The sequence below is a fragment of the Caballeronia sp. INML2 genome, from assembly GCF_023631365.1.
Lineage (GTDB): Bacteria > Pseudomonadota > Gammaproteobacteria > Burkholderiales > Burkholderiaceae > Caballeronia > Caballeronia turbans.
On sequence record NZ_JALQDH010000150.1, the window covers coordinates 1 to 4,607 of the forward strand.

A 4,607-nucleotide genomic window follows, 5' to 3' on the forward strand; every position below is an offset into this window, starting at 1 on the left:
GTACGACGATCACATGTTCTTCCTTTACGGCCGTTCCGACGACACGCTTAAGATCGCGGGCAAGCGCGTAGGGCCAACAGAGATCGAAGACGTCGTCGTGAGCTTACAAGCGGTGGCAGAAGCGGCGGCGGTAGGCATCGCAGATCCGCAAAAGGGGCACCGACTCGTCGTGTTCGTCGTTTTCGACGAAATGTCAACAGAGGCGCAAAGCGATGACTACCTTAGCGAGCAAATCAAGAGGATCGTCAGGCGAAAAGTTGGCCGGGCATTCGCGCCATCGGAGGTGCATGTCGTCGGCGAACTTCCAAAGACACGCAGCGGAAAGGTGATGCGGCGTCTCATTAAACGCGCATACGAGCGGCAGCCGCTCGGTGATATTGCGTCACTGGAAAACCCGAGCGCACTCTGCGCAATCCGTGCCCTGAGTCGAACCGATTGAATGGGAAGGAAACAATATGAAAATCGGTTTCGTCGGTGCTGGCCGGATGGGTTATCGAATGATCGGGAACCTGCTGCACCACCGGCATGACGTGTGTGTATTTGACAATGACGACGCCGCGCTAAGACGCGTCGCAGAGCGTGGGGCATCGGCGGCTGCTTCACTCGCCGAGGTCGCGCGTCAGGAAATCGTAATTACGATGCTGCCGACGCCCGATGTCTCGCTGCAAGTGTACATGGCGACGCTGGTCTATTTGCGCTCACGCCGCGCAAAACGTTGCTGCTCGGATGCTCGACTGTCGACGTCGTCACGATCGAACGACTCGGCGAGAGCGCGACGCGGGCGGGCGCGCAGTTCGTCGATGCTCCACTGACAGGCGGCGTAGAAGGTGCGGAAGCCGGAACGCTAACGTTCATGGTGGGAGGTACGGTCGCCCAAGTCACGCGCATCCGCCCGGTGTTGGAGGCGATGGGCGAGCGCATTGTCCACACCGGGCCGTTCGGTAGCGGCAGCAAAATGAAACTCGTGAACAACATGATCTGCGCAACCAACTTGATGGTCGCCGCAGAGGCGCTGACACTGGGGCTCAAGCTGGGACTCGACGCGCAGTCAATGTATGACGTAATCGCCAACGGCACCGGTCAAAGCTGGGTGTTTGACGCATACTACCCTTTACCAGGAGTCGTGCCCGGCGCCGCTGCGAGCCGGCGTTTCGCCCAACCGACGTTCCCAGTGACCGGCATGGCGAAGGACATGCGATGCGCGCTCGATGCGGCGCGCGGCGTAGACGCGATCACCCCTCTACATAACGTCGCGGAGAACCTGCTCAGGATCTACTGCCAGCATTTCGACAGGACACTCGACTGGACCGCCGTGTCGACGATGTTCGGATCGCGTCGTTTTTACCCCGATCTGCCGGGAGCTTGCGATTTTGTGGAACCTTGACTGAGATTTACTTGAAGCCAAGCCCTCGGGCGATGAAGGAGCTAAGTGCTTCGATTACTTCTTCCGGCTCGGTGCGATCGCGCAACGACCAGCGGCGCAACGCGATCATGGTCGGCAGGAATGTGACAATGTTTGCAGCGATGTGAAGGTTGCCGAAATCGAGCCGTGCCTCAGCACTGGCCGTCGAAAGAATTCCCTCAAACATCGCGATGAACTCCTCGACACGCGCAAGGATCACTTTACGAGACCGCTTGTCGAGCAGATGGCTATTTTGATAAATCAGCATGATCTCGTCCTGGTGCTCGTACATGATGCGTGCGACCGTACGCAGTGCCGCTGAAACTTGCGTTGCCGGCGCCGCGGATTCATCAAGTGCCTGTTTCACCTTGAATTGGTACTCGGCAATAATCCGATCGCAGACAAGATACAAAATGTCATCCTTCGATTTGACATAGTTATAGATCGTTCCCTGTGTCATATCGGCTGCGCGTCCAATGTCGCGTACCGTGGCCTCATGAAACCCCTTTTCTATAAAAACTCTTATAGCCGCACGGATTAATACGTCGCGGCGCTCTTGCACGAGCGTTTCGTCGCGAGTATTGGTTTTGACGGTACGCGCACGAGGCTTGCGGACCGCGGGAGACTGGTCGTAGGAAGATACATCGGGTTTCATGCGTATATGCGAATGGAGAGTTTGTGCGAGCATCATTTGGCGGGCTTGACTACTCGACGAGAAGATGTGGCCAGCGGTCGGCAAGACATGACTGACTGACGGCTCAGTCACTACAGTGTATGCCATCGCGCGTCCGAGGACAATCCTTGCTGCTTCCTTGAGCTGTCATCTGCGGCTCCGCTACCTCGTTGGAGCGGATCGGCCACCACGACCGTCATTTTGGCGACTCAGATAAAATTGGAGTCGCCGCCTTTGATCCACGCATCCCGTGCGGGTCAGGCGGGCGCCGCCCTTTGCGGATCGGGATAGCCGATGATTAGTCTCAAACAGGTAGCCGCGCTGGCGGGCGTGTCAACGTCGACTGTGTCGCGAGCGCTGGCCGCGCCGGAGCGTCTTCATCCGAAGACACTGAAGAAAGTAAAGGACGCCATTGAGTCGCTCGATTACGTGCCTTATGCGCCCGCACGGGTCTTACGCTCCGGGCGTTCTCAGTCAATCGGCATTGTGGCGCCAACCTTGATGAACGAGCTCTACGCGCGCGCTGTTGACACGCTGGAAGGAGAATTTCTTCGCATCGGTTACACGGGGCTGCTGACCTGTCATCGCGACAATCCCGATCTCGAACTGACCATCGTACGCACCCTGATTGAACGGCGAGTCGATGGTCTGGCGTTGATCGGGACGAACCACCATCCTGATCTTCTCGCATTTGTGCGGAAACAGAAGCTCCCATACGTACTGATGTGGGCGACCGACGGCTCCGCTGTCCATCCGAGCGTCGGTTATGACAACCGTTTGGCCATGGCTCGCGTCGCGGAGCACCTAGTGCAGCTCGGACATCAACGGTTCGCTGTGCTGCCCGGACCGATCGAAGTGCCACTCGCGGCTACGCGGCTTCACGGCGTGCGACAAGCACTGGCTGTCCACGGAATACGCCTAGAGGCGCGAGACGTGGTCCCGACACGATACGATCCGGCAGAGATCCGTGAAGCGACTCGTCGGCTGATGCACACGGGGGTGCGGCCCAGCGCGCTCGTCTGCGGCAACGATATGATTGCTGCCACGGTATTGGCCGAATGTCGGGAACTCGAAATCCACGTGCCTTCGGAGGTGTCGATTACGGGATTCGGTGACTGGGACATCGCATCTTTGACGTTTCCCCCGCTAACTACCATTCGCTCCGACGCGGTTCGGATCGGCAAACTCAGCGCGCAGAACCTGTTGCGCCAAATCAATGCCACGGCCGTGACCGAATGTCACCAGGACCAATTTGAAGCCGAGCTGATCGTGAGGCAGAGCACCGCGCGGGCTGCATGATGCACGCGGAAGCGTCGCACTCGCTCTGCGTGTCAGATTCCCGGCGCTTTTTATCAATGTAAGTTTTCTTCTATCTGCCCGTGACACCGCACGGGTGCGCGCGCTTCTCTTCTCTTCTTCCGATCTCCCGATCGGAATGCCACCTCTCGCCGACGTGTAGTCCTTAGCCGCGCGCAGAACAATTCGTCCCAGCCTGCGCGGCCGCCTTCCACGTAAACCCTAACGCGATTACCGTTGACACCATTACGCCAGCGCCGATACCCTATGACATCGATTGCAAAAAGATAAGTCATTGTTTTTGCGACGATAAATTGAACATAAGATTCGGGTATGAAAACGTTGGCAATTCTAGAAAAGGGAGATGCACATGCAGAAGCGACGTCGCAAGTTTTATGGCTGGGGATATGAGGGCGAAGAGGTGTCCAACGACGAGATCGTCGAATTCGAAGAAGCATGGACCCGCTTGCTAGGGGTGTCAGATTTCGAACCGGTGCCGTTTCCGCGCGCCGAAATGATCAAGCTCCGTGCCCCACGGATAGCCGTGCCCGAATCGCTCAAGTCAATCTGCACGGTCGATCATTACGAGCGCCTCTATCACACATACGGAGCGTCGACGATTGACGTTGCTCGTGCGATCCGCGGCGAGTTCGACAATCCGCCGGACGTTGTAGCGTATCCGAGCAGCGAAGACGATATCGTCGCGCTGTTCCGTTGGTGCGAAGACGCGAACCTCGCGGCGGTGCCATACGGCGGTGGCACGAGCGTGGTCGGCGGCGTGAACCCGCCGACGCATGACCGGTACCGCGGCGTCGTGACGATCGACATGCAGAACTTCGATAAGGTGCTCGAGATTGACCAGAAATCCCAGGCCGCGCGCATCCAGGCAGGCGTGCTGGGCCCGCACCTCGAGCAGCAGTTGAAGGCGAGCGGACTGACGATGCGCTTCTTCCTGCAGGCGTGGGAGTTCTCGTCGCTCGGTGGCTGGATCGCGACGCGCGCTGCGGGCCATTTTGCGACGGCCTATACGCAGATCGACGACCATATTGAGAGCCTACGGGTCGTGACGCCGGCAGGCAACATTGAATCACGTCGTTTTCCGGTGTCCGGGGCGGGCCCGAATCCCGACCGGATGTTCCTCGGCTCAGAGGGTGCGCTTGGCATCATCACCGAGGCATGGGTCAGACTGCATCGCAGGCCGACGCATCGTCGCATGACGAGCGTGCGTTTCGCGGA

Annotated in this window: 5 protein-coding genes and 1 pseudogene; 5 read left to right on the forward strand and 1 reads right to left on the reverse strand. The window is 58.5% G+C overall.

Translation table 11 applies throughout. The features are described 5' to 3' along the window. The 3 genes and pseudogenes from NCT32_RS36380 to NCT32_RS37545 all read left to right on the forward strand — a co-directional run. A partial coding sequence (locus NCT32_RS36380; protein ID WP_409241582.1) for an AMP-binding enzyme occupies positions 1 to 439 on the forward strand: 439 nt, incomplete at its 5' end. Positions 440 to 455: 16 nt separating this feature from the next. Further along, a pseudogene (locus NCT32_RS37790) lies at positions 456 to 647 on the forward strand (NAD(P)-binding domain-containing protein); the annotation flags it as partial. Beyond that, the gene (locus NCT32_RS37545) at positions 587 to 1,384 is read left to right on the forward strand and encodes an NAD-binding protein (RefSeq protein ID WP_311768220.1); all 798 of its coding nucleotides are present in this window, start codon (positions 587 to 589) and stop codon (positions 1,382 to 1,384) included. The pseudogene NCT32_RS37790 and the gene NCT32_RS37545, both read left to right, overlap by 61 nt. 7 nt (positions 1,385 to 1,391) lie before the next feature. Here the strand turns inward: NCT32_RS37545 and NCT32_RS36390 are convergent, their stop codons facing one another. Then, positions 1,392 to 2,057: a TetR/AcrR family transcriptional regulator gene (locus NCT32_RS36390; RefSeq protein ID WP_061121965.1), complete on the reverse strand. Its 666-nt coding sequence runs from the start codon at positions 2,055 to 2,057 to the stop codon at positions 1,392 to 1,394. A gap of 312 nt (positions 2,058 to 2,369) precedes the next feature. Between NCT32_RS36390 and NCT32_RS36395 the strand changes: the two genes are divergently transcribed. Together NCT32_RS36395 and NCT32_RS36400 are read left to right on the forward strand one after the other, a co-directional pair. Beyond that, entirely contained in the window at positions 2,370 to 3,374 is a 1,005-nt protein-coding gene (locus NCT32_RS36395; RefSeq protein WP_061121964.1) for a LacI family DNA-binding transcriptional regulator, read from the forward strand. Positions 3,375 to 3,741: 367 nt separating this feature from the next. Beyond that, positions 3,742 to 4,607 (forward strand): FAD-binding oxidoreductase (locus NCT32_RS36400; RefSeq protein ID WP_250491500.1); only part of this gene is annotated, 866 nt, incomplete at its 3' end.

Coding starts and splice junctions, on each gene's coding strand:
- NCT32_RS36390 (WP_061121965.1), bottom strand. CDS start 2,057: ATGAAACCCGATGTATCTTCCTACGACCAGTCTCCCGCGGTCCGCAAG.
- NCT32_RS36395 (WP_061121964.1), top strand. CDS start 2,370: ATGATTAGTCTCAAACAGGTAGCCGCGCTGGCGGGCGTGTCAACGTCG.